Source organism: Curtobacterium sp. NPDC089185 (assembly GCF_040685235.1).
Lineage (GTDB): Bacteria > Actinomycetota > Actinomycetes > Actinomycetales > Microbacteriaceae > Curtobacterium > Curtobacterium citri.
Genome location: NZ_JBFBHK010000006.1, coordinates 104471 through 127201, shown reverse-complemented (window position 1 = coordinate 127201; position 22731 = coordinate 104471). Strand labels below are relative to the sequence as shown.

Here is a 22731-nt window from a genome sequence, read left to right as displayed (position 1 = left end):
GCGCGACGTGTTTCCGTGCGCGACACCCGGCGTCAGTAGGATCCGCGCGATGAGCACCGGCACCACCGACACCCAAGCGGAACTCGCGCGCGGCGAGCACGCCCCGGCACCGCGCACCCTGCTGGACGTCCTCGAGGCGACCGCGGCCGCGCACCCCGACGCCCTCGCGCTCGAGGACCCGGCCGGGACGATCGACACCGTGACGCTCCTCCGGCTCGTCCGGGAGCAGGCCGACGACCTCGCCACGCGCGGCGTCCGTCGGGGCGACCGGGTCGGCGTGCGGATCCCCTCGGGCGGCCGCGACCTGTACCTGTCCATCCTGGCCGTGCTCGCCGCCGGCGCCGCCTACGTGCCGGTCGACGCGGACGACCCCGAGGAGCGCGCCGCCCTCGTCTTCGGCGAGGCCGGCGTGGTCGGCGTGATCGGTGCCGGCGGCGTCCTGCGGCAGGACGGCACACCGGACGCGGCGCCCTCGCCGGTCGTCGACCCCGCCGCACGCGCCGAGGCCCCGACGACCGAGGACGACGCCTGGATCATCTTCACCTCCGGCTCGACGGGTGTGCCGAAGGGCGTCGCGGTGACGCACCGGTCCGCCGCCGCGTTCGTCGACGCCGAGGCACGCATGTTCCTGCAGGACGCGCCGATCGGCCCCGGCGACCGGGTGCTCGCCGGCCTGAGCGTCGCGTTCGACGCCTCGTGCGAGGAGATGTGGCTCGCGTGGGGCCACGGCGCGTGCCTCGTGCCGGCACCGCGCTCGCTCGTCCGGACCGGCGTCGACCTCGGTCCGTGGCTCATCGCGCACGGCATCACGGTCGTCTCCACGGTCCCGACGCTCGCGGCCCTGTGGCCGGACGACGCCCTCGAGCAGGTCCGCCTGGTGATCTCCGGCGGCGAGGCCTGCCCGCCCGAGCTCGCGGCCCGCATCGCCTCGCGCGACCGCGAGCTCTGGAACACGTACGGTCCGACCGAGGCCACGGTCGTCGCGTGCGGTGCCCTGATGGACGGCAGCCAGCCGGTGCGCATCGGGCTGCCGCTCGACGGCTGGGACCTGGCGGTCGTCGACGACCGGGGGCAGCGGGTGGCCCCCGGTGGCGTCGGCGAACTCGTGATCGGCGGTGTCGGCCTCGGACGCTACGTCGACCCGGCGAAGGACGCCGAGAAGTACGCCCCCTTCCCCGAGCTCGGCTGGGAGCGGGCGTACCGGAGCGGCGACCTCGTCCGGTACGACCCCGAGGGCCTGGTCTTCCAGGGTCGCGCGGACGACCAGGTCAAGCTCGGCGGCCGCCGCATCGAGCTCGGCGAGGTCGACGCGGCCCTGCAGGGCCTCGACGACGTCGCCGGCGGCGCGGCCGTCGTGCAGCGGACGCCGGCCGGCAACCAGGTCCTCGTCGGGTACGTCGCCCCGGTCGCCGGCGCGACGATCGACACGACCGCCGCGAACGCCCGACTCCGCGAGGAACTGCCGGCGGCCCTCGTGCCGCTGCTCGCCGTGGTGGAGTCGCTGCCGACCCGGACGTCCGGCAAGGTCGACCGGGCCGCGCTCCCCTGGCCGCTGCCCGGAGCCTCCGACACCGCACTGCTGCCGGACACCGTCGCGTGGATCGCCGAGCGCTGGTCCGCGATCCTCGGCGTGCCGGTGACGAGCGTCGACGACGACTTCTTCGCGCACGGCGGAGGCTCGCTGACCGCGGCGCAGCTCGTGTCCGCGATCCGCGAGCGCTTCCCCACGACGACCGTCGCCGACGTCTACGACCACCCGCGGATCGGTGCGCTGGCCGCCGCGCTCGACGACGCCGGCCCGACCGCCGCCGCACGGCGACCGGTCCGCCCGGTGCCGCCGACCACCGGGCTGCTGCTCACCCTGCTCGGCCTGCCGGTCCAGGTGCTCCGGGGCCTGCGGGTGCTGACCTGGACGGCGCTCGTCGCCGCGGTGCTGCACGCGACGACCCTGCCCGTCCTGCCGGTGCTGCCGTGGTGGGCGCTCGTGGTGGCCCTGCTGCTCTTCGTCACACCGATCGGCAAGATGGCCGTCACGGTCGTCCTCGCCCGCCTGCTGCTCGCCGGCGTGCGTCCGGGCGACCACCCCCGCGGCGGGTCCGTGCACGTGCGCGTCTGGCTCGCGGAGCGCATCGCCGAGGCCGTCGACGGTCCGTCCACCGCGGGAGCGCCGTGGATCAGCTACTACGCGCGGGCGCTGGGTGCCCGGATCGGCCGCGACGTCGACCTGCACACCCTGCCGCCGGTCACCGGCATGCTCACCGTCGGCAAGCGCGCGTCGGTCGAGCCCGAGGTCGACCTCGTCGGGCACTGGGTCGACGGCGACCTGTTCCGGCTCGGCCACGTCCGGGTCGACGCGGACGCCGTCGTGCACAGCCGCTCGACGCTCCTGCCCGGGGCGCACGTCGGCGAGGGCGCCGAGGTCGAGGCCGGGTCCGCCGTCACCGGCAGGGTGCCCGACGGGGAGCGCTGGGCCGGTTCCCCCGCGGAACGCGTGGGGTCGGCGCGTCACGGCCGGGAGGCGCGTCCCCCGGCCCGTCGTCGCTGGCTCGCCGCGTACGGGGTCGCGTCGGTCGTCGTGGCCGGCCTGCCCGTCGCGGGCGTCGCGGCGGGCCTGGCGGTCGCCGTCGTGCTCGTCGGGCCGGCCGGCACGCTCGGCACCGCGGTGCTGCGCGGGCTCGCGGCCGTCCCGCTCGCGACGCTCGTCGCGGGCACGGTCTACGCGGTCCTGGTGGTCGCTGCGGTCCGGCTGCTCGCCCTCGGCCTGCACGAGGGCCGGCACCCCGTGCGGTCGCGTCCGGGCTGGCAGGCGTGGTGCACCGAGCGCGTGCTCGACGCGGCGCGCACGCTCCTGTTCCCGCTCTACGCCTCGCTGGTGACACCGCTGTGGTTGCGGGTGCTCGGTGCGCGCGTCGGACGGGACACCGAGATCTCGACGGTGCTCCTCATCCCCTCGCTGACGCAGATCGCCTCGGGCGCGTTCCTCGCCGACGACACGATGGTCGCGACGTACGAACTCGGCGGCGGCTTCGTGCGCATCGGCCGCTCCAAGGTCGGACGACGGGCGTTCCTCGGCAACTCGGGCATGACCGGGGCCGGGCGCTCGGTGCCGCGCGAGGCGCTCGTCGCCGTGCTGTCCGCCGTCCCGAAGAAGGCCAAGCGCGGGTCCTCGTGGCTCGGGTCGCCCCCGGTCCGCCTGCGCCGTGCGACCACCGAGTTCGACGAGGAACGCACCTTCCGCCCGCCGCGCCGGCTCAAGGTCGCCCGCGGGTGCTGGGAGCTCCTCCGCCTGGTCGCGCCGATGGTCTCCGCGGCGATCGCCCTCGGCGTCGCCGGTGCCCTCCTCGCGCTGTGGTCCACGGTCGGCATCGGGTGGACCGTGCTCCTCGCCGGGCCCGTGCTCATCGTCGCCGGCGCCGTCGCGGCGGCCGTGTCGACGCTCGCGAAGTGGGTGTTCGTCGGCCGGATCGAGGCACGCGAGCACCCGCTCTGGTCGTCGTTCGTGTGGCGCAACGAGGTGCAGGACACCTTCGTCGAGACGGTCGCGCGCCCGTGGTTCGCCGAGCAGGCGACCGGCACCCCGGCGCTGGCGGCGTGGCTGCGGAGCCTCGGCGCCCGCATCGGGCGCGGGACCTGGATCGAGACCTACTGGCTCCCCGAGGCAGACCTCGTGGCCATCGGCCACGGGGCGGCGGTCGCGCGCGGCACGGTCGTGCAGACGCACCTGTTCCACGACCGGGTGATGCAGCTCGACACGGTCCGGCTCGACGACGGCGCGACCCTCGGACCGCACAGCGTCGCGCTGCCGGCGGCGGGGATCGGTGCCGGTGCCACGGTCGGACCGGCGTCGCTCGTGATGCGCGGCGAGCAGGTCCCCGGGGGCACGCAGTGGGCGGGCAACCCCATCGCACCGTGGGCGTCCGCGCCGCCGGTGCCGGTCGCGGAACGCACCACCGCCGCCCAGGACGACGGCGTCGTGGCAGACTCGACGGCACCGTGAAGCCGAACCCCGACGCCGACCCGTACACCCCGCACAGCGGCGACCGGCGGTGGAGCGCCCGGCACTACGAGCTCCGCCTCGGCTACCGCGTCGCGACGAACCGCCTCGACGCCACCGCCACCGTGCACGGCCGTGCCGTCGAGCAGCTGGACCGGATCGTCCTCGACCTGCACGGGCTGCGGGTCGACCGGGTCGACGTCGACGGCACCCGCGCGACCAAGGTGTCGACGTCCACGCACAAGCTCACGGTGACGCCCGCGGAGCCGGTCGCCGCCGGGGCGGACTTCTCGGTGCACGTCCGGTACCGGGGCGCGCCGCACCCCCTGCGGAGCCCCTGGGGCCAGATCGGCTGGGAGGAACTGACCGACGGCGTCATCGTCGCCGCGCAGCCGACCGGCGCCCCGTCGTGGTTCCCCTGCAACGACCGCCCCGACGACAAGGCGACCTACCGGATCGAGATCACCGCGGAGACGGGCTACGACGTGGTCGCGAACGGCGACCTCCTCGGGCGCGAGCGCGGTCGGGCGGGCACCACCTGGACCTGGGCGGTGACCGAGCCGATGGCGACGTACCTGGCGACGGTGCAGATCGGGCGGTACCGCACGACCGCGCTCCGCGGTCCCTCCGGCGACGCGCTGCCCGACGTGACCGTGCACCACCCGGCGGACCTCGCGGCCGCCGTGCGGACGGACTTCGGGCGCGTGCCCGACATGCTCGCGCTCTACGCGGACGTCTTCGGTCCGTACCCGTTCTCGTCGTACGGCGTCGTCGTGACCGACGACGAGCTCGAGATCCCGCTCGAGGCCCACGGCCTCGCGGTGTTCGGGCGGAACCACGTCGACGGCGAGCACGGCACCGACCGGCTGATCGCGCACGAGCTCGCGCACCAGTGGTTCGGCAACTCCGTGACCGCGGCGCGCTGGCGCGACATCTGGTTGCACGAGGGCTTCGCCTGCTACGCCGAGTGGCTGTGGTCGGAGCACCGCGGGGGCGACTCCGCGGACACGCTCGCCGACCGGTACCGCGACGGGCTGCTCGCCGGGCCGCAGGACCTCGTGGTCGCGGACCCGGGCGCGGCCGACATGTTCGACGACCGCGTCTACAAGCGCGGTGCCCTCGCGCTGCACGCGGTGCGTCGGACCTTCGGCGACACCGCGTTCACCACGGGTCTCCGCGCGATCACCGCGGAGCACCGGCACGGCTCGGTGGCGCCGACGGACGTGTTCGCGGCGTTCGCTGCGGCGGCGGGCGTGACGGAGCTCGCGGTGCGTCGGGTCACGGGTCCGTGGCTCGACGAGCCGGGCGTGCCCGCACTGCCGACCGGCGGCTCGGCCTAGCGACGGGCGGACCCGGCCGCCGGCGCCCTCGCGGGACGGGCAGGCCGGACCGTCCCACCGCCGGACGGAGCGGGCTGGACCTCGGCCCAGAGGGCGTCGAGGGACAGCCCGACGACCCCGGCCAGCGCGGCGATCGTCGCGAACGACGGGGTCGCGATCCGGCCGGTCTCGATCTTCCGGAGGGTCTCGGGCGAGACGCCGGCGGCGAGGGCGACGTCGAGCATCGAGCGGTCCGCACGCGCCGAGCGGAGCAGCGCACCGAGCCGGCGGCCGCGTTCGAGCTCGTCGGGACTGAGCGGGAGTCGGACCATGCTCCGATGATAGTACCGGCCGGACAGTACCGGTACGATCATCCCGTGATCGAGATCCTCTCCCCCGCCGAGGTCGACCGCGCACGCCGGACCGGTGCGCTCGTCGGCACGATCCTGCAGACCCTCCGTGCGCGCACGGGCGTGGGCACGAACCTGCTCGAGATCGACCGGTGGACCCGGACGATGATCGAGGACGCCGGTGCCGAGTCCTGCTACGTCGACTACGCGCCGTCCTTCGGACGCGGGCCGTTCGGGCACCACGTCTGCACCGCCGTCAACGACGCCGTGCTCCACGGGCTCCCCCACGACCGGGACCTCGCGGACGGCGACCTGCTCACGCTCGACCTCGCGGTGTCGCTCGACGGCATCGCCGCGGACGCCGCCGTCAGCTTCGTCGTCGGCACGGCCGACCCGGCGGACACCGCGATGATCGAGACGACCGAACGCGCCCTCTCCGCCGGCATCGCCGCGGCCCGACCGGGTGCACGGACCGGTGACCTGTCCCACGCGATCGGTAGCGTCCTCGCTGCCGCCGGCCACCCGGTCAACACCGAGTTCGGCGGCCACGGCATCGGGTCGACGATGCACCAGGACCCGCACGTGTCGAACGCCGGACGACCGGGCCGCGGCTACACCCTGCGCCCGGGGCTGCTCCTCGCGCTGGAGCCGTGGGTGATGGCGGACACCGACGAGCTCGTCACCGACCCGGACGGCTGGACCCTACGGAGCGCCACGGGGGCCCGCACCGCCCACACCGAGCACACGATCGCGATCACCGAGGACGGCGCCGAGGTGCTCACCCGACCGGGGGTGTGACGCGGTCCTCGACCTCGACCGGCAGCCCGCCGGCCGCCACCGCGAGCACGGTGCCCGGCGCGGGCCACAGCACGGTGACCGGCTGCACGCGTCCCGCGAAGCGTGCGACCGAGCGCTCGAGGTCGACCGCCACCGCGGTGGGGTCGACACGCAGGCCCCGGCCGTCCCGCTTCAGCACGGCCTCCTTCACGGCCCAGGCAGCGGCTCGGTCGGCGTCCCCGCCGAGCCCTCGTCGTTCGGCCGGCCCGAAGGCGTCCAGCGGCGCGGCCGCGACACGGGCGACCTGCTCGAGGTCGATGCCGAGCGCCACGTCGGTGACGGCGGTCCCGCGGACGACGGCGAGGGCGGTCGCGCCGCCCGTCCGCGCGGTGCTCACGGGCACGGCGCGTCCGGCGGCGGTGGCCCAGGGTCGGCCGTGGTCGGTCGACCCGCAGTGCGGACAGGTGCGCCCCGCGTGCACGGCGGCCACGTCGACGGCCGCAGCGGACGCGACGGCGGCGAGCAGGGCCTCCCGGTCGTCGCCGGACGGGACGATCGTCACCAGGACGGCGGGGGTCGGACGGGCCACGCGGCGAGCGTAGCGGGCGGCCCCGCCGCCGGCGGTCAGGCGTGCGTCAGTGCGATCAGCGCGACGTTCATGGTGCTGTAGGCGCCCTCGGACCGGGTGGCCTGGCGGACGCGACCCCGCAGGACCTCGTAGCGGCCGTCCTGCTCCCGGACGAACCCGATAACGCCGCTCGCCGGCGTCGAGACGCGGTGGTAGCCGTCCTCCAGTGGGACGACCTCTGTGCTCGTCGTGCGCTCCATGGTGCTTCCTTCCGCTCGTCGTCGAACGATGGCCTCCACCATACCCCGGTCCGGGGTACAAGCCCTCCACAAGTCGCCCATCACCGGGGGTTCTCGGAGCATCCACCCGTTGTGTGCGTCGCCTGGATAGCATCGGGGCCACGGCTCCCCCGCGGGGCCGCACCGAGGGTGCCGACGGCGCCCCCGCCGACGGACGGAGGACGGATGCGAGCGGTCCACGACGGATCGAGCACGGACGACACCGGAGCGGACCGGTCACCCCGGCGACCGAGGCCGCGCGCTCGGGGCGGGCGGGCCGCACGGCTCGCCGCCCGCCTCGGGAGCCTGCTCCTCGCCGCCGGACTCGTGCTCGCACCCGCCGCAGCCGCGCACGCCACCGACCCGGTCGACCTGGGCGGTGCGTACGTCGTCGACGAGGCCGGCGTGCTCAGCAGCAGCCAGCGGAGCGAGGTCGAGCGGGCCGTCTCCGACCTGTACGACCGCACGCAGACGCAGCTCTACGTGGTCTACGTCCCGACCTTCACGAACCCGAGCGACCACACCGCCTGGGGCGACGCCCTCATGGAGCGCAACCAGATCGACTCGGACGCCATCGTCCTGTCCGTGGCGGTCGACGACCGGATCGCGGACATCCAGCAGACGAACGAGACCGCGCTGTCCCGCGGGGACGTCGAGTCGGCGTACCAGGACGACGCCGTCCCGCAGCTGCGGAACGGCGACTGGGCGGGGGCCGCGGTGGCCCTCGCCGACGGACTCGTGCAGACCCAGGCACCGGCGGACCTCACGTGGCTCTGGGTCCTGCTCCTCGTGGTCGTCGTCGGTCTCGTGGTCGTCGTGCTGGTCGTCCGCACCCGCAACAAGCGCCGGACGGCCGAGGCCGAGCGGGCGCAACAGGCCTCGCTCGCCGGGCTCGAGCGGAAGGCCGGCGGCGCACTCGTGACGATCGACGACGAGCTCCGCACGGCCGAGCAGGAGGTCGGGTTCGCCAGCGCGCAGTTCGGCGAGGACGCCGCGAAGCCCTTCGCCGAAGCGGTGGCCGCCGCGAAGCGCTCGGTGCGGCAGGCCTTCTCGTACCAGCAGCAGCTCGACGACGAGGTGCCGGACTCCCCGCAGCAGCGGGCGCAGTGGGCGAACGACATCATCGCGATCTGCGAGCGGGCGCACGCGTCGATCGAGGAGCAGACCGAGGCGTTCGACCGGCTCCGCGCGCTCGAGGACGGCGTGGAGGACGCCGCGACGGCGCTCGCGTCGGCGGTGGCCGCGGCGCCGGCCGACCTCGACGCGGCCCGTCGCGCACTCGAACGGGTCCGTGGGCAGTACACCGGCAGGACCCTCGCCACGGTCTCCGACAACGTCGCCCAGGCGGACCAGGTGCTCGGCTTCGCCACCGAACGTTCGCAGGCGGCGACCGCGGCCATCGCCGCGGGCGACAAGGGCGAGGCGGTGATCGCGGTCCGGGACGCCCAGCACGCCCTCGCGCAGGTGCAGCAGCTGACCACCAGCGCGACCGGAGCGGAGCGCACCTTCTCCGAGGCGTCGGCGCGGGCCGAGGCGATGCGCGTCGACATCGAGGGCGACGTCGCCGCGGCGCGTGCGATGCGCTCGGCCGACCCGGCGCTGGCGGGAGCCGTGACCCGCGCCGACACCGTGCTGCGGCAGGGCCTCGACCCGCGCGACCCGATCGCCGCGGTCGACGTCCTGACGCGGGCGAACACGGACATCGACGCCGCGCTGGCCGCGGCACGCGGTGCGCAGGAGCAGCGCCAGCGGGCGCAGCGGGCCCTCGACGACGCCCTGCGCGACGCACGAGCGCGCATCAGCCAGGCGCGGGACTTCATCTCGGTCCGACGGGGCGGTGTCGGGACGACCGCACGGACCCGGCTGTCCGAGGCGGAACGGGCACTCGACGACGCGGTGGACCTCGCGACGACCGATCCCGCCAGTGCCGTCCAGGCAGCGCGTGCCGCGGAGCAGTACGCGGCGGCTGCGATGGACGCGGCGAACGACGACATGGGCGGGTGGCCCGGCCAGGGCGGGGGCGGCGGCAACGGCGCACAGCTCGGCGGACTGGTCACCGGCATCGTGCTCGGCGGCCTGCTCGGCGGCCGCGGCGGCAGCTTCGGCGGCGGCAGCTTCGGCGGCGGGTCCTTCGGCGGGGGCGGCTTCGGCGGCGGGGGCTTCGGCGGCGGCGGGGGCGGCTTCGGCGGCGGAGACGGCGGCGGTGGCGGGGGCGGCGGCTTCTCGGGCGGCGGCCGCTTCTGAACGCCGTTCCACCGACCGCCGCGGCCTGACCCGGCCAGCGGCGCAGCACGACCGAACCAGCACCACAACGGACCTTCCACGAAAGGGAAAGCAATGGCAAAGCAGACCATCTTCGGCCGGATCTCCTCGCTCATCCGGGCGAACGTGAACCAGATCATCGACGACGCCGAGGACCCGCAGAAGATGCTGGACCAGCTCGTGCGCGACTACTCGAACAACATCGCGGACGCCAAGACCGCGATCGCGCAGACGATCGGCAACCTCCGCCTGCTCGAGCAGGACCACGAGGAGGACAAGCGCGCCGCGACCGAGTGGGGGCAGAAGGCCGCGAACGCCTCCGCCGCTGCCGACAAGTACCGCGCGGAGGGCAAGACGGCGGACGCCGACAAGTTCGACAACCTCGCGAAGATCGCCATCGGTAAGCAGCTCGCCGCCGAGCAGGAGGTCAAGGACAACGAGGGACCGCTCGCCACGCAGAACGAGCAGGTCGAGAAGCTGAAGTCCGGGCTCGCGGGCATGGAGCAGAAGCTCGAGCAGCTCAAGGCCAAGCGCGACACCCTCGTCGCACGGCAGAAGACCGCCGAGGCGCAGTCGAAGGTGAACGACGCCATCGGCAACATCGACATCACCGACCCGACGAGCGACCTGAACCGCTTCGAGGAGAAGGTCCGTCGCGAGGAGGCGAAGGTGCTCGGCCAGCAGGAACTGCAGGCGTCGAGCCTCGACGCGCAGTTCGAGAGCCTCGAGGACGTCGGCCGTGACGCCGAGGTGGAAGCCCGGCTCGCCGCGCTGAAGAACGGCGGATCCAGCTCGATCTGAGCCGGTTCCCCGGACGACGCCGGACCGTGCTGACAGACTGAGACGATGCAGTTCCTCGTCGTCGGTCAGTGGCAGGGTTCGGCGTCGTCGCGCGCGATGCGCCTCGGCGACGGAGCGCAGGCCATCGCAGCCGATCTCCCCCGTGCCGCCACCACCGTCGTCGACGTCCCCGCCGGTGCCGGGGACCGCCTCGAGACCGCCGTCGCCCGCTACACGGCGGTCCGCGCGGTCGCCGAACGCGTCGCGGAGGAGGCGGGTGTCGCGAGCGAGCCCGTCCTCGTCGTCGGCGGCGACGGATCGAGCGTGCTCGGCGCCACCGTGCTCGTCCGACCGGGCACCGCGTTCGTCCGCATCGCGGGCTCCAGCGGGTACCGGTCGCTGAACCGCGCGCAGCCGGTGGCGGCGGAGACCGCCGTGCTCCGGCTGCTCGTCGACCGGTCGGACGAGCTGTTCCCCGACCTGCCGACCGTCGACCCGGCGGCCGTCGTCGTCGTCGGCATCCGTGGGACGGACGACGCCGAGCTCGCCGCGCTCGACCGCATCGGCATCACCCACCTCGACGTGGACGCGGCCACCCCGGACGCGGTCGCGGCGGCCGTGGACGCCACCGGTGCCGAGGGGGTCTTCGTCCACGTCGACCTCGACGTCCTCGACCCGGCGGAGGTGGACGGGCTGCTCGAGCCGGTGCCCTTCGGTCTCGATGCCGCCGGGCTCGTGGAGCGCATCCAGGCGGCCACGCGCGGTCGCCGGCTGGTCGGTGCGGCCCTGACCGGGTTCGCGCCCGTCGACCCGGACCGCGCGGTCGACGACCTCGGGGTGATCCTCCGTGCGGTCGGCGCCCTGACGACGGCGTCACGCGCGGCCTGACCGGTCCCCGCACCCGGCGCGCACCGACCGGTCTCCGCGGCATGCACCGTCCGGTCCCCGCGTCCGGCACGCCGGTCCCCGCACCGCACCCGGCCGGTGCACCGTCGCCCCGCGTACGTTCGGGAGCATGACGGACTACGACCTCATCGTGATCGGAGCCGGCGCTGTCGGCGAGAACGTGGCGGACTACGCCCACAAGCGCGGCCTGTCGGTCGCCGTGGTCGAGGCCGAACTGGTCGGCGGCGAGTGCTCCTACTGGGCGTGCATGCCGTCGAAGGCCCTGCTCCGCAGCGGGCACGCGGTCGCCGCCGCGAAGCGCGTGGACGGAGCCGCCCAGGCGGTCACCGGACACGTCGACGCCGCGAAGGTGCTCGCCCGTCGCAACTCGTTCACCTCCGACTACCAGGACGACAGCCAGGTCGCGTGGCTCGAGTCCTCCGACATCGCCCTCATCCGCGGCCACGCCCGCATCACGGGCGAGAAGACCATCGAGGTCGGCGGCGAGGAGTACACCGCACGCGCCGCCGTCGCGGTCGTCACCGGATCGCTCCACCAGCTGCCGGACGTCCCGGGGCTCGCCGACGCACAGCCGTGGGGCACCCGCGAGGGCACCAGCGCCCAGGAGGTCCCGGAGAGCCTGCTCGTCATCGGCGGCGGCGTCGCCGGCTCGGAGCTCGCGACCGCGTGGGCCTCGCTCGGCTCGAAGGTCACCCTGGTCGCCCGGCACGGTCTGCTCGGCGGCATGGAGCCCTTCGCCGGTGAACTCGTCGCCGACGCGATGCGCGAGCTCGGCATCGACGTGCGCACCGGTGTCAGCCCGACACGCGTCGACCGCGACGAGCACGGGCTCGTGACCACGACGCTCGACGACGGCACCACCGTGGTCACGAGCGAGGTGCTCGCCGCGACCGGCCGCAAGGCCCACACCGCCGACCTCGGCCTCGAGACGGTCGGACTGACCGCCGGCGACTGGCTCGAGGTCGACGACACCATGCTCGTGCAGGGCACCGACTGGCTCTACGCCGTCGGCGACGTCAACCACCGCGCGCTCCTCACCCACCAGGGCAAGTACCAGGCGCGTGCCGCCGGCGAGGCGATCGCCGCCCGCGCCCAGGGCCGACCCGTCCACGCCGAGCCGTGGGGAGCCCACGTCGCGACCGCCGACCACGCCGCCGTGCCGCAGGTGACGTTCACCGACCCCGAGGTCGCGAGCATCGGTCTGACCGAGGACGCGGCCCGGAAGCAGGGGGTGAACGTCCGCGCCGTCGAGTACGACCTCGGTGCCGTCGCGGGCTCCGCGCTGCAGGCGGACGGCTACACCGGCCGGGCGAAGATGGTCGTCGACGAGGACCGCGGCGTCGTCGTCGGCGTGACCTTCGTCGGACAGGACGTGGCCGAGATGCTGCACGCCGCCACGGTCGCCGTCGTCGGCGAGGTGCCGATCGACCGCCTCTGGCACGCCGTCCCGGCCTACCCGACCATGAACGAGGTCTGGCTGCGCCTGCTCGAGACCTACGGCCGCCCGGAGTAGGGGTGCGAAACCCGCTCCTCGATTCCCCCGCGTCCCGCGCCGGGTGGTTGTTCGCGACGGCCGTCGGGCTCGCGGTCGGTGTGCCGCTCTCGACCGGGCGCGTCCGGGTCGAGGACGGGTTGGTCGTCTGCACGGGCCTGCCGCGCTGGGTCTTCCGGCGCGGCGGCACGTGCGTCGGCTCCGTGTACCTGACGCGCGAAAACGACGGACCGCGGGTGCTCCGCCACGAGCGCGTGCACGTGGCGCAGTGGCGGCGCTACGGCATGCTCATGCCGCTGCTGTACGCCGTCGCCGGACGGGACCCGCTGCGCAACCGCTTCGAGGTCGAGGCCGGCCTGGAGGACGGCGGGTACCGCTGACCATCCGAACCTGACCGCACCGAGCGGGCCGAAACTGAGCGGGCAGGTTCCGTCACACTCGGTGCGCAGCACCGACCGGAACCCCCCACTCGGCAGACGTGAGCGGCAGGTCCTGCCCACTCGCGAGCAGCCCGCGGCTGCGCCGCGACCTCAGGCCGCGCGACGCCGCGGCACCACGAGGGGCGTGCCGGTCTCCGGGTCGGGGACGACCACGCACGGCAGCCCGAAGACGTCCTCGACCAGCTCGGACGTCAGGACCGCCGCCGGGGTCCCCTGCGCGACGATCGCCCCGTCACGCATCGCCACGAGGTGCGTCGCGTACCGCGCGGCCTGGTTGAGGTCGTGCAGCACCGCGACGACGGTCCGTCCCGCGGCGTGCAGGGCCGAGGCGAGCTCGAGCACGTCGTACTGGTGGGCGATGTCGAGGAACGTCGTCGGTTCGTCGAGCAGGACGATGTCGGTCTCCTGCGCCAGCACCATGGCGATCCAGACCCGCTGCCGCTGTCCGCCGGAGAGCTCCCCCACGCTGCGGTCGGCCAGTGCGACCGTGTCGGTCTGCTCGAGGGCGGCCTGCACCGCGCGGCGGTCGGACCCGGACGACGGGTGCAGGAGGTCCTGGTGCGGGAAGCGCCCGCGGGACACGAGGTCGCGGACGGTGATGCCCTCGGGCGCGATCGGCGTCTGCGGGAGCATGCCGACCCGGCGCGCGACGGCCTTCGGGCGGTAGGAGGTGATGGGGGCGCCGTCGAGGAACACCGTGCCCGCGCTCGGGGTGAGGGTGCGGGCGAAGGCCTTGAGGAGCGTCGACTTGCCGCAGGCGTTCGGTCCGACGATGACGGTCAGCTCGCCGTCCGGCACGTCCACGTCGAGCGCGGAGACCACGACACGGTCGTCGTACGCGAGCGTCAGGCCACGGACGCCGAGCGCCGTCGTCGGGAGCGGTGGCAGATCGATGTTCAGTGCTCGGCCTTGCCGTGCCGCCAGTACCCCATGAACGCGACCTGCTCCCGGTCGAGCCCGACCCCGCGCACCAGGTGCCGACGGAGCTCCTTGACGCAGCCGGCCTCGCCCGCGATCCACGCGTACACGGGCCGCTCGTCGACGGGCGCCGGCACGTCCCAGAGCACCTGCTCGTCCACGTCCACCTCGGAGAGCTCGACACCGGACGGGTCGACTCCGGACCGGTCGACGACGCCGCGAGCGAACGCGCCGGCCACGACGTCCGAGGCCCACGCCTGCACCTGGTCGGTCATCCGGACGCCGTGCGAGGCACCGTTCCGGGCGATCCACCGGACCTCGACCCCGGCAGGCGCGGTCACGGGCAGCCGGTCGGCGTCGGTGGGGACCTCGATGAAGACGTGCCCGACCGCGGTGACGTCGAGCGCCTCGAGGATCGCGCAGATGGCCGGCGCGGCCGTCTCATCGCCGGCGAGCAGGATGCGGGTGGCGCTGCCCGGCGCGAACTCGGCCGCCCCGCTCGGCAGCTCGGCGGGCGACGACGGCACGGCCGGCCCGACGATCCGCAGCTCGTCGCCGACGCGGCACGACGAGACCCAGCGCGACGCCGGGCCGGTGTCACCGTGGGCGACGAAGTCGATGTCGAGCTCGTGGGCGTCCGGGCGGAACGACCGCACGGTGTAGGTCCGCAGCGGGTTGCGCTCCGCGTCCGGCAGGGCACGCCAGGCGCCGTACCAGTCGTCGCCGTCGGGCAGGTCGGTGAACCCGTGCCCGGGGATCGGCAGGACGAGCTTGATCCGCTGGTCGAGCCCGACCGCCGAGAAGTCGGCGAGGGCGTCACCGGTGAGCGTCACCCGGACGAACGACGGGGTGAGCGCGGTGACGGCCGCCACGCGGACGGAGAAGACGCGGTACCGGGCTGCCACGAGAACGAGTATGGCATGCCTCACCTAACCCTTCCAGGGTGGAACGGGGTACCGCCCCCGGGTGCGAGGATCGGAACCGTGCACGAACCCGACGACGAATTCGCGGACCTGGCCGCGCTCGCAGCGGCGAGCGGCGTGGCGGAGCCGCTGCGCGCCTCCCGGCAGGTGGTCCGGACCGACGTCGGTCGCGAGACCGCCGCGATCCGGTGGAACACGGCGGACGGACGGGAGGCGCGGATCACCTACCTGCACGGGCTCGGCATCGACGCGCACAGCTTCGACCAGACCGCGATCGCGGTCGGCGAGCCGGCGGTCGCCCTCGACCTGCCCGGGCACGGCCGGTCGTCGTGGCGGGACGACGCGGACTACGGCGCCACCGCGACGGCACCGCAGGTGCTGGCCGCGCTCGACGCGCTCGGGGTGCCACCCGGCGTCGTCGTCGGGCACTCGCTCGGTGCGATCCTCGCGGCAAGGCTCGCGGCGACGGCGCCGGAGCGGGTGACGGGCCTCGTGCTCGTCGACATGTCGCCCGACTTCGCGCAGCGGGCGGTCGACCGGATCGCCCGGGCGCTCGAGGACGAGACCCCGTTCGCCTCGCTCGACGAGGTGGTCGACCGCGCGGTCGAGGCACGCGTCGGCGACGACCGGGCGGTGCTCCTGCGCGAGGCGCGGCACACCACGCGGCTCGGCGAGGACGGCCGGCTCGTGCGGCGGCACCACTTCCCGCACCTGGCCGGCCGGACCGCGTCGGTCGGCCGGTTCGCCGACGCGTGGCCGGACCTCGACGCCCTGGACGTCCCGCTGCTGCTCGTCCGCGGCGACCGCGGGTACGTCTCACCGAAGCTGCACACCGGGTTCACGGAGCGGCTGCCGGACGCGGAGGTCGTCACCGTCACGGCCCGGCACGCCGTGCAGAACCAGGCACCCCTCGAACTGGCGACGGCGATCCGGGCATGGGGCGAGCGGCACGGGGTGTTGCAGCCGGTGACGTCGCTGCAGCCCGACGGATCGTCGCGCCTGGATGGGTCGATGCACCCGGACGGGTTGTTGCACCCCGTACAGGAATCGTCGCCGGACACCCCCGAGCGCCGGTAACCTCGTGCGAGCGCGACGCGACGACCGTCGACGGCACGCGCCCGGAAGGAACCCACACACCCCATGAGTCCGCTCCTCCCCCGCACCGGGACCCGCACCAGGACCCGCACCGGGACCCGCTCGGCACGTCTCGCCCTGGCCGCCACCGCGGTCGCCGTCGTGTCGGCCCTGACGCTCACCGCCTGCTCGGGCTCCTCGGACGACCGCGGCGGCGCCGACGCCACCGTGCGCGTCGGGCTCGTGCTCGAGCCGACCAGCCTCGACATCCGCAAGCAGTCCGGGGCGGCACTCGACCAGGTGCTCATCGACAACGTCTACCAGGGCCTGGTCGGCCGGACGGCGGACGGGGAGATCCGCGACGTGCTCGCGTCGCGGCACGAGGTCTCCGCCGACGGCAGGACCTACACGTTCACGCTTCGCAAGGGCACGACCTTCCAGGACGGCAAGCCCGTCACCGCCGCCGACGTCGTCTGGTCGCTGCAGCAGGTCAAGGACGACGCCGGCTACGTCGACTCGGCGAAGCTCGCCGGGGTCACCTCGATCAGCTCGCCGTCGGACGGCGTCGTCGAACTGCGCCTGGCGAAGCCCGACTCCGACCTGCTCTTCACCCTGACCGGTCGCGCGGGCCTGGTGCTCGAGCAGGCCGCGCGGAACGACCTGTCCGACAGCGCGAACGGCACCGGACCGTTCGAGGTGTCCTCGTGGAAGCAGGGCGACTCGCTGACCTTCAGCCGCAACGACGACTACTGGGGCACCGAGCCGAAGGTCGCGAAGATCGTGTTCCGGTACATCACGGACCCGTCGACGGCCGTGAACGCGATGGCGAACGGCGACCTCGACGTGCTCAACCCCGTCGACGGCACGCTGCAGGGCCAGCTGCAGGGCAACCCGGACATCGCGCTCCACCGCGGCAGGACGACCGACAAGTACACGCTCGCGTTCAACGACGCCCGGGCACCGTTCACCGACGTGCGGGTGCGGAAGGCCATCCGGCAGGCGATCGACCCGAAGGCGCTCATCAAGGCAGTCGGCGGCACGGGCGTCGAGCAGGGCGGCCCGATCCCCGAGCTCGACCCGGGCTACGAGGACCTCAACGCGATCGACGCGTACGACCCGGCCAACGCGAAGAAGCTCCTCGCCGAGGCGGGGAAGCCCGACCTCGACCTGACGCTCACCTACGCGAACGTCTACCCGGCGACGATCGGCGACGTGCTCAAGTCGCAGCTCGCCGACGTCGGCATCACGCTGAAGGTCGAGCGCGTCGACTTCGCCACGTGGCTGTCGCAGGTCTTCCAGGACAAGGACTTCCAGCTGTCGATGGTCGACCACGTCGAGGCACGGGACTTCGGCAACTGGGCGAACCCGGACTACTACTTCGGCTACGACAACGCGGAGGTGCAGGCGCTGTACGCCGAGTCGCTCGCCGCGACCTCGGAGACCGCGAAGGTCGAGGCGCTCCGCAAGGCCGCCCGCATCGTCAGCGAGGACGCCGCCGGCGAGTGGCTGTACACCGCGACGGAGATCACGGCCGTGCGCAAGGGCGTCACCGGGTTCCCGGTCGACGGCGGGAACTCGCGACTCGACCTGTCGAAGCTGGCGCTCGGGTGAGCCCGGCTCCACGGGACGGGGCGCCGTTCCCCGTAGCATCGGGGACGTGACCCGGTTCCTCGTCGGGCGACTGCTCCTGCTCGTCGTCGGCCTGCTCGTCGCGAGCATCATCGTGTTCGCGACGCTGCGCGTGCTGCCCGGTGACGTCGCGCAGATCGTCGCCGGCACCGAGTCGACGCCCGCGCAGGTGGAGCAGCTCCGGCAGCAGCTCGGACTCGACCGTCCGGTCGTCCTGCAGTACCTCGACTGGATCGGCGGGGTCCTGCGTGGCGACCTCGGACGCTCCCTGGTGACGAACGGCGCCGTCGGCCCGGAGATCGCGCAGAAGCTCGCCGTGACCCTGCCGCTCGCAGGCATGTCGCTCGTGGCGGCGCTCGTGATCGGGGTGCCGCTCGGTGTGCTCGCCGCGGTGCTCCGGCGTCGCGCGGGCGGTGCCGTGATCGGCTTCCTCGCGCAGGCCGTCGCCGCGGTGCCGGTCGTCTGGGCCGGCATGCTCCTCATCGCCCTCTTCGCGGTGACGCTGCACTGGCTGCCGACGCAGGGCTTCCCGCTCGACGGGTGGGACGAACCCGCACGAGCGTTCTCCTCGCTCGTGCTGCCGGCGCTGACGATCGGCGCCGTCGAGGGTGCGGTGATCCTGCGCTTCACCCGCTCGGCGACACTGTCCGTGCTCGACGCCGACCACGTCCGCACCGCCGCGGCCGTCGGGCTCACCCGCACGCAGGCGCTGCTCCGGCACGGCCTGCCGTCGGTGGCGCTCACCGTGCTGGCCGTGCTCGGCGTGCAGATCGCCGGGCTCCTCGTCGGCGCGGTCGTCGTCGAGCAGCTGTTCTCGCTCCCCGGCGTCGGTCGCATGCTCGTGACCGACGTCGGCCGTCGGGACGTCACGAAGGTGCAGTCGGAGCTCCTCGTCCTGACCGGCCTGGTGCTGCTCGTCGGCTTCGCGGTCGACGTCGTGCACCGCGCACTCGACCCGCGGCAGCGGGAGGTGGGCGAGTGATCCGCCGCCTGCTCGCCCGGCCGACGGGGTGCTTCGCCGTGGTCGTCCTCGGGCTCCTCGTCGTGCTCGCCGTCGTGTCGCTGTTCTGGACCCCGCAGGACCCCTTCCGCGCGGACCCGTTCCGGCAGTGGGCCGCGCCGGGTCCGGCGCACTGGTTCGGCACCGACGCCGCGGGCCGGGACATCGCGAGCTACCTGCTCGCCGGCACCCGCACGACCGTGCTCGTCGCGCTCGGGTCCGGGGTCGTCGCGAGCGTCGTCGGGATCGTCCTCACCGCGGTCGGCTCGCTGACCACGCGGTGGGTGCGCGAGGGCACGGCCGTGCTCCTCGACATCCTCGTCGCGTTCCCGACGCTCCTCACCGCGATGCTCCTGACCGCGGTGTTCGGCGGCTCCCTCGGCGTCGTCGTCGTCAGCGTCGGCCTGTCCTTCGGTGTCTCGATCGCCCGCGTCACCCGCGGGGAGATCCGCCGCATCGCCCGGAGCGACTACGTCGTGGCCGCCCGGGCGTCCGGGGTCGGTCCGCTCGGCGTGCTCACCCGGCACCTCGTGCCGAACGCGGCGCCGCTGTTCACGGTGCAGCTGTCGCTCGCGATGGCGACCGCGGTCCTCGCCGAGGCCGGGCTGTCGTACCTCGGGTACGGCGCCGGGTCGGACACCGCCTCGTGGGGCAACCTGCTCGCCGACCTCCAGACCTACATCGGCGTGCACCCCTGGAGCGCCACCTGGCCGGGCGCTGCGATCGCCCTCGTCGTCGCCGCCCTGTCGCTGCTCGGCGACGCGGTGCGCGACGCGACGGACCCGCGCCTCACCACCGGGGACCGCGCGTCGAGCAGCACGACGACCACCCCGGGGGTGACGGCATGACCGACGCGACCACCCACCGGACCGAGCGCGACGGACTCGAGGTGCGCGGACTGACGGTCCGCATCGCGGGGCGGACGGTCCTCGACGACGTCACGTTCACCGTGCCTCCCGGTCGGCGCGTCGGCGTCATCGGCGCCTCCGGGTCCGGCAAGTCCATGACCTCGCTCGCCCTGATGGGGCTCGAGCCCACCGGGGCGGAGGTCACCGGCAGCATCCGCCTCGACGGCACCGAGCTCGTCGGTCTGCGCGACCGCGAGCGCGCACGGCACCGCGGTGCCGGGATCGGCATGGTGTTCCAGGAGCCGGGCACGGCGCTCGACCCCCTCCGCCGCGTGGGTGCGCAGGTCGCCGAACCCCTCCGGCTGCACCGCGGCCTGGACCGTCGTGCGGCGGCCACGGCGGCCGTCGCCCTCGCGGACGCCGTCGGGCTGCCCGATCCGGCCTCGCTCCTGCGCCAGTACCCGCACCAGCTGTCCGGCGGGCAGCGGCAGCGGATCTGCATCGCGATGGCGATGGCCGGCTCCCCCGCCTACCTGGTGGCGGACGAACCCACGACCGCCCTCGACGTGACCACCGAGGCGCGCATCCTCGAGCTGTTCGCGCGGCTCTCGACCGACCGCGGCACCGGCATGCTCTTCGTGACGCACGACCTGGCGGTGCTCGCGCGGATCGCGGACCAGGCCGTCGTGCTCGACCACGGACGGGTCGTCGAGCAGGGTTCCGTCCGTGCGCTCCTCGACGCACCCCGGCACCCGGCGACGGCCGCCCTCGTCGACGCCGCCCGTGCCACCGCGCGACTGACCGGAGGCTCCGCATGACCGACGCGCTGCGCGCCAGCGGGCTCCACCGCACCTACCGGCTGCCGCGCCGGGGACCGTTCGAGCCCGGACCGGTGCGCACCGCGGTGGACGGCGTCGACCTGACGGTCGCCACCGGGTCGCGGCTCGGGATCGTCGGCGAGTCCGGGTCGGGCAAGTCGACGCTGGTGCGCCTGCTCGCCGGCCTGGAGGCGCCCACCACGGGCACCGTGACGGCCGGCGGACGTCCGGTGGTCGCCTCGGCCTCCGCGCGCACCATGCGCTGGTTCCGCCGCGAGACCGGGATCGTGTTCCAGGACCCGTACGCATCGCTCGACCCACGGATGCGCGTCGGGGCGATCGTCGGCGAGCCGCTGCGGGCGCTCCGGGTGCCGGGCCTACACGCCGAGCTCGTTCGTGCGGTGCTCGAGCGGGTCGACCTGCCCGCCGACGCTGTCGACCGGTACCCGCACGAGTTCTCCGGTGGGCAGCGGCAGCGGATCGCCATCGCGCGGGCGGTCGTACACGGGCCGCGGGTCCTGTTCGGCGACGAGCCGATGAGCGCCCTCGACGTGGTCGTCCGTGCGCGCGTGATCGACCTCTTCCGGTCGCTCGCCGACGACCTCGGGCTGACGCTCGTGCTCGTGTCGCACGACATCGGCGTGGTGCAGCGGCTGTGCGACACCGTCGCGGTGCTGTCGGCCGGGAGGATCGTCGAGCAGGGACCGGTGTCGCTCCTCGACGACCCGCAGCACGCGGTGACGCGGGCGCTCGTGGCGGCGGCGCCGACGCTGCCGTAGGCGCGCCGGGCCCCTGCGTCGCCCGGCCCGGGCCGGCCCGGCGGCGGTCGGTCGGCCGGCGCGCGGCCTGCGACGTTGCGCGTGTCGATCGACACGCGTCACGTCGCAGACGCCGCACCTCAGGCCCGCGTCACCACTGCGGCGGGTGGCGCCGCTGCCAGCGCAGCCGGCGTTCGAGCTGGGCGCCGATCGCGAGCAGGACGCGCTCACCGCCCGGTCGCCCGACGAGCTGCACGCCCATCGGCAGCCCGGCACCGTCGGGGTGTCCCTCCTCGGTGACGCCGACCGGCAGCGTGATCGCGGGCAACCCCGACACGTTCGCCATCGACGTCCACGGCGAGTAGGCGCACTGCCGCCGGAAGTCCTCCTCCGGGTCGTCGCCGTACCAGCCGAGCGGCCGCGGGGTCAGCGCCAGGGTCGGCGTCAGCACGGCGTCGAAGGGGTCGAACGCCCGGATCAGGCCGGCCGAGAACGTGTCGAGGGTCGCCGTCGCGTCGAGCACCCGCTCGGCGGTCAGCCGTCCGGCACGTTCGACGAGCCACGCCACGAGCGGGGTCAGCTCGGACCGGTCGAGGCCCGGCACGCGCAGCAGCCCGGCGGCGCTCGACTCCCACGCCGTGCGGAAGGCGTCGGCGTACGGCAGCCGGGGCATCGCGACGTCCTCGACCCCGTGCCCGACCTCGCCGAGCACCCGCACGGCGGTCGACACCGCAGCCCGGGCTGCCGGATCGACCACGACGTCGACGGTCTCGTCCCACGGCGACCCCTCGAGCACCCCGACGACGAACCGGCCCTCGCCCCGGACGGCGGCAGCCGTGAACGGTCCCTCGCCGACCTCGGGGGTGACGAGCGCGTACGGCGACGGCTCCGGCAGCCCGGTCGGCGCCACGAGGGCGTCGAGGAGCATCCCGGCGTCGGCCACGTTCCGCGTGATCGGTCCGGCGACGCTCAGCCCACCGACCCCGGAACGCCCGGGCATCGACGGCACCCGCCCCCGGCTCGGCTTGAGCCCGACGAGTCCGGTGGCGGCGGCGGGGATGCGCACCGAGCCCCCGCCGTCGGTGCCGACCGCCGCGGGCAGGAGTCCGGCCGCGACGGCCACCGCCGTGCCGCTCGACGATCCGCCCGGCGCCCGTGCGGTGTCGTACGGGTTGCGGGTCGTGCCGAACCGGGTCTCGGACGACGAGGACATGCCGAACTCCGGCGACGTCGTCTTGCCGAGGCTCACGGTCCCCGCCGCGGCGAGCGCCGCCACCAGCGGATGGTCGACGGTCGCGGGCGTCACCGGCAGCGCGGTCGAGCCGTGCCGTGTCGGGACCCCGGCCCGGTCGTACAGGTCCTTGTCCGCGGTGGGCAGGCCCCACAGCGATCGGGAGGTCGGGACGAGCGAACCGAGCCGTTCCGCCCGCTCACGCGCGGCGTCGGCGGTGACGGTGACGAACGCCCCGAGGGACGGGTCCAGCCGCTCGATCCGCGCGAGGTAGTGCTCGGTCACCTCGAGCGCCGTCGCGTCCCCCCGGCGGATCCAGTCCCAGAGTTCCTGTGCGGCGAGGTGGTGGAGTTCGAACACGGTCCC

At 74.5% G+C, this 22731-nt stretch carries 20 protein-coding genes; 14 read left to right on the top strand and 6 right to left on the bottom strand.

All coding sequences use genetic code 11. The annotated features are described in order from the left end of the window. Nucleotides 1–49 precede the first annotated feature (49 nt). Nucleotides 50–3997: a Pls/PosA family non-ribosomal peptide synthetase gene (locus tag AB0N84_RS08555; RefSeq protein WP_363545245.1), complete on the top strand. Its 3948-nt coding sequence runs from the start codon at nt 50–52 to the stop codon at nt 3995–3997. Then, nucleotides 3994–5334 (top strand): M1 family metallopeptidase, encoded by a 1341-nt coding sequence (locus tag AB0N84_RS08550; RefSeq protein ID WP_363545243.1) that lies wholly within the window; start codon nt 3994–3996, stop codon nt 5332–5334. Before AB0N84_RS08555 ends, AB0N84_RS08550 begins: the two co-directional genes overlap by 4 nt. Here the strand turns inward: AB0N84_RS08550 and AB0N84_RS08545 are convergent. Continuing rightward, nucleotides 5331–5645, bottom strand: coding sequence for a helix-turn-helix transcriptional regulator (locus tag AB0N84_RS08545; RefSeq protein WP_289458874.1), 315 nt, complete (start codon nt 5643–5645; stop codon nt 5331–5333). The genes AB0N84_RS08550 and AB0N84_RS08545 overlap by 4 nt on opposite strands. Nucleotides 5646–5690: 45 nt before the next feature. Between AB0N84_RS08545 and map the strand changes: the two genes are divergently transcribed. Continuing rightward, nucleotides 5691–6461: a type I methionyl aminopeptidase gene (gene map, locus AB0N84_RS08540; protein WP_289458875.1), complete on the top strand. Its 771-nt coding sequence runs from the start codon at nt 5691–5693 to the stop codon at nt 6459–6461. On the opposite strand, the gene AB0N84_RS08535 is transcribed toward map, so the two are convergent. Both AB0N84_RS08535 and AB0N84_RS08530 read right to left on the bottom strand, forming a co-directional pair. Further along, on the bottom strand, nt 6442–7029 hold the full coding sequence (locus AB0N84_RS08535; protein ID WP_289458876.1) for a 4'-phosphopantetheinyl transferase superfamily protein: 588 nt from the start codon (nt 7027–7029) through the stop codon (nt 6442–6444). The genes map and AB0N84_RS08535 overlap by 20 nt on opposite strands. A gap of 35 nt (nt 7030–7064) precedes the next feature. Then, a complete protein-coding gene (locus tag AB0N84_RS08530; protein ID WP_058729997.1) occupies nt 7065–7268 on the bottom strand; it encodes a hypothetical protein in 204 nt (67 codons plus the stop codon). A 204-nt stretch (nt 7269–7472) separates the two neighbouring features. On the opposite strand from AB0N84_RS08530, the gene AB0N84_RS08525 reads away from it, so the two are divergent. From AB0N84_RS08525 to AB0N84_RS08505, 5 genes are all read left to right on the top strand, one after another. Beyond that, nucleotides 7473–9530: a TPM domain-containing protein gene (locus tag AB0N84_RS08525; RefSeq protein ID WP_363545239.1), complete on the top strand. Its 2058-nt coding sequence runs from the start codon at nt 7473–7475 to the stop codon at nt 9528–9530. Between the two features lie 93 nt (nt 9531–9623). Then, nucleotides 9624–10349, top strand: coding sequence for a PspA/IM30 family protein (locus AB0N84_RS08520; RefSeq protein ID WP_182047462.1), 726 nt, complete (start codon nt 9624–9626; stop codon nt 10347–10349). Nucleotides 10350–10394: 45 nt separating this feature from the next. Continuing rightward, entirely contained in the window at nt 10395–11216 is an 822-nt protein-coding gene (locus AB0N84_RS08515; protein WP_363545236.1) for an arginase family protein, read from the top strand. Nucleotides 11217–11343: 127 nt separating this feature from the next. After that, nucleotides 11344–12747: an NAD(P)/FAD-dependent oxidoreductase gene (locus tag AB0N84_RS08510; protein WP_363545233.1), complete on the top strand. Its 1404-nt coding sequence runs from the start codon at nt 11344–11346 to the stop codon at nt 12745–12747. 2 nt (nt 12748–12749) lie between these two features. Further along, a complete protein-coding gene (locus AB0N84_RS08505) occupies nt 12750–13106 on the top strand; it encodes a Fe-S oxidoreductase (RefSeq protein WP_363545230.1) in 357 nt (118 codons plus the stop codon). Nucleotides 13107–13256: 150 nt separating this feature from the next. Here AB0N84_RS08505 and AB0N84_RS08500 read toward each other — a convergent pair whose 3' ends face one another. Beyond that, complete coding sequence (locus AB0N84_RS08500) at nt 13257–14066, bottom strand: ABC transporter ATP-binding protein (protein ID WP_363545450.1); 810 nt, start codon at nt 14064–14066, stop codon at nt 13257–13259. Continuing rightward, nucleotides 14063–14989, bottom strand: coding sequence for a siderophore-interacting protein (locus AB0N84_RS08495; protein ID WP_363545227.1), 927 nt, complete (start codon nt 14987–14989; stop codon nt 14063–14065). The genes AB0N84_RS08500 and AB0N84_RS08495 overlap by 4 nt, the downstream gene beginning before the upstream one ends. A 78-nt stretch (nt 14990–15067) precedes the next feature. Between AB0N84_RS08495 and AB0N84_RS08490 the strand changes: the two genes are divergently transcribed. From AB0N84_RS08490 to AB0N84_RS08465, 6 genes are all read left to right on the top strand, one after another. Then, the gene (locus AB0N84_RS08490; RefSeq protein WP_363545224.1) at nt 15068–16084 is read left to right on the top strand and encodes an alpha/beta fold hydrolase; all 1017 of its coding nucleotides are present in this window, start codon (nt 15068–15070) and stop codon (nt 16082–16084) included. Nucleotides 16085–16147: 63 nt separating this feature from the next. Continuing rightward, nucleotides 16148–17692, top strand: a complete 1545-nt coding sequence (locus AB0N84_RS08485; protein ID WP_363545221.1) for an ABC transporter substrate-binding protein — start codon at nt 16148–16150, stop codon at nt 17690–17692. Between the two features lie 46 nt (nt 17693–17738). After that, nucleotides 17739–18692 carry an ABC transporter permease gene (locus AB0N84_RS08480; RefSeq protein WP_363545218.1) on the top strand — a complete coding sequence of 318 codons (954 nt, stop codon included), beginning with the start codon at nt 17739–17741 and terminating at the stop codon, nt 18690–18692. Continuing rightward, entirely contained in the window at nt 18689–19558 is an 870-nt protein-coding gene (locus AB0N84_RS08475) for an ABC transporter permease (RefSeq protein ID WP_363545215.1), read from the top strand. Before AB0N84_RS08480 ends, AB0N84_RS08475 begins: the two co-directional genes overlap by 4 nt. After that, nucleotides 19555–20376, top strand: a complete 822-nt coding sequence (locus AB0N84_RS08470; RefSeq protein WP_363545212.1) for an ABC transporter ATP-binding protein — start codon at nt 19555–19557, stop codon at nt 20374–20376. Before AB0N84_RS08475 ends, AB0N84_RS08470 begins: the two co-directional genes overlap by 4 nt. Next, entirely contained in the window at nt 20373–21155 is a 783-nt protein-coding gene (locus AB0N84_RS08465; protein ID WP_363545209.1) for a dipeptide/oligopeptide/nickel ABC transporter ATP-binding protein, read from the top strand. The genes AB0N84_RS08470 and AB0N84_RS08465 overlap by 4 nt, the downstream gene beginning before the upstream one ends. 130 nt (nt 21156–21285) lie before the next feature. Here AB0N84_RS08465 and AB0N84_RS08460 read toward each other — a convergent pair whose 3' ends face one another. Continuing rightward, entirely contained in the window at nt 21286–22725 is a 1440-nt protein-coding gene (locus AB0N84_RS08460) for an amidase (protein ID WP_363545206.1), read from the bottom strand. Nucleotides 22726–22731 lie beyond the last annotated feature (6 nt).

Coding starts and splice junctions, on each gene's coding strand:
- AB0N84_RS08485 (WP_363545221.1), top strand. CDS start 16,148: ATGAGTCCGCTCCTCCCCCGCACCGGGACCCGCACCAGGACCCGCACC.
- AB0N84_RS08555 (WP_363545245.1), top strand. CDS start 50: ATGAGCACCGGCACCACCGACACCCAAGCGGAACTCGCGCGCGGCGAG.
- AB0N84_RS08520 (WP_182047462.1), top strand. CDS start 9,624: ATGGCAAAGCAGACCATCTTCGGCCGGATCTCCTCGCTCATCCGGGCG.
- AB0N84_RS08515 (WP_363545236.1), top strand. CDS start 10,395: ATGCAGTTCCTCGTCGTCGGTCAGTGGCAGGGTTCGGCGTCGTCGCGC.
- AB0N84_RS08525 (WP_363545239.1), top strand. CDS start 7,473: ATGCGAGCGGTCCACGACGGATCGAGCACGGACGACACCGGAGCGGAC.
- AB0N84_RS08545 (WP_289458874.1), bottom strand. CDS start 5,645: ATGGTCCGACTCCCGCTCAGTCCCGACGAGCTCGAACGCGGCCGCCGG.
- AB0N84_RS08465 (WP_363545209.1), top strand. CDS start 20,373: ATGACCGACGCGCTGCGCGCCAGCGGGCTCCACCGCACCTACCGGCTG.
- AB0N84_RS08470 (WP_363545212.1), top strand. CDS start 19,555: ATGACCGACGCGACCACCCACCGGACCGAGCGCGACGGACTCGAGGTG.
- AB0N84_RS08510 (WP_363545233.1), top strand. CDS start 11,344: ATGACGGACTACGACCTCATCGTGATCGGAGCCGGCGCTGTCGGCGAG.
- AB0N84_RS08530 (WP_058729997.1), bottom strand. CDS start 7,268: ATGGAGCGCACGACGAGCACAGAGGTCGTCCCACTGGAGGACGGCTAC.